Source organism: Oleiphilus sp. HI0125 (assembly GCF_001635355.1).
The window spans coordinates 1-1,611 of the sequence record NZ_LWGF01000039.1 but is presented as its reverse complement, the minus strand read 5'-3'; the positions used below and the strand labels follow the sequence as shown (position 1 = coordinate 1,611).

Here is a 1,611-nt window from a genome sequence, read left to right as displayed (position 1 = left end):
AACAGTACAGATATTTGGCTTGGATCAACCGAGGTAATCTCAAGGCAATAACACACAACCGAATTCGCGGATGAACCACGCCCTTGATACAAAATCCCTTGTCGCTTAGCGAACATCACCACGCCATGAATCGTTAGAAAAAAGAACGGATAATTCAGCTCTTCTATCAACTTAAGCTCTTTGTCGATAATCGCCTGAATCTCGTCACTAATGCCCTCAGGAAATCGAAATGCGATACCTTTATCGACGAGTTTTCGCAGATAAGACATTGGCGTCTCATTTTTAGGAACTAACTCGTGTGGATACTCATAACGCAGCTCCGCCATATCAAACACACAATGCTGAGCAATCAGCACGCTTTCATATAGCAGAGCTTCATCAAAAATGGCATTGAGTTTTTTCTTAGAGCGCAAAGAACGCTCCGTATTTTTTAACAACAAATGCCCTGACTCTTGCAGGCTTATGCCATGACAAATCGCTGTGAGAGTGTGCTGTAAAGGCAAGCGCGTAGCAGAATGCATGAGCACTCCTCCGCACGCTGTAATCGGAATATGGAAGTGTTCAGCGAGTGCACGACAGTGCTGTGTATAATCTTTATCGTTGTGCTGCAAATGACGCTGAACACCCACCCAGAGACGCTCAGGATAATATTTCTTTAACCATGCTCCCCAATGTGCGTCATGATCATTTCCCTTCGGAAGCCAAATCGCAAAGCAGTGTTTGATAGACATCAAATCCCACTCAGATAATTCATAGCTTCCTTTATGTGCACGTCGTCTAGCATTGGTGATCAAACGACATAGCTCTGCATATGCCAAACGATTCGGACATAACAAAACAAGACTCAAGCTATCATCTAATCGCAACAAACTGCCCACAATTAATTGCACATTTAATTTATGTTGTTTGATGGCAGTAAACGCGCGTACAACACCAGCAACCGAGCACTCATCAGTGATAGCGATCGCGTCATAATTCAAAAAATTCGCTTGCATCACGAGTTCTTCAGGATGTGATGCACCCTCAAGAAAAGAAAAATTGCTCTGGCAAAACAGCTCCGCATATCGTCCGTACATCAGCTAAACATCCCATGCAAAAACCACTGCTGTTTAGGCGTTCGATATACCCATAACCAACGTCCGTTCTCAGCTCGCACAATAAAGTAATCTCGAATCATTGCCTGACCATCCCACCACCCAGTAGACAAACGCTCAGGCCCTTTAATGATGGCGACCTTTTCACGCAAAGGTTTCGGGCGTGGCAGAAGAATACTTGGTCGTAACAAGCTTTGATCAGGCTGAACCGTCGACGGTGCTTTTTCCAATGGTGTGCACAATGCAGAGCTAAGATGCGGCCGTGGGTCCTCCGTCACCTGTATGCCTTTCACAGACTCATTACCTAGTTTAGCTTGCAGCACAGACAAAAGCTCTAAAGGCGATAAAGCCCCCTGCTTACCATCAAATAAATCACTGACCTCGCCTTGCTTAGCCGCCACACGAACAGCACTCAAACTAATACGTATCACTGGAGAAGTCACTTTCATGGACTCAAGTTTCAATACGAATAAACTCAACCAAGCCTTACTTTGGTATTCACCGGCAGCAGAAGTCA

Annotated in this window: 1 protein-coding gene and 1 pseudogene; both read right to left on the bottom strand. The window is 45.0% G+C overall.

Annotation, left to right across the window (positions count from 1 at the left end; translation table 11 throughout):
- The coding region (locus A3762_RS00800; RefSeq protein WP_156493098.1) for a PHP domain-containing protein at positions 1–1,076 on the bottom strand (1,076 nt) is incomplete at its 3' end.
- A pseudogene (locus tag A3762_RS26790) lies at positions 1,076–1,611 on the bottom strand (hypothetical protein); the annotation flags it as partial. The gene A3762_RS00800 and the pseudogene A3762_RS26790, both read right to left, overlap by 1 nt.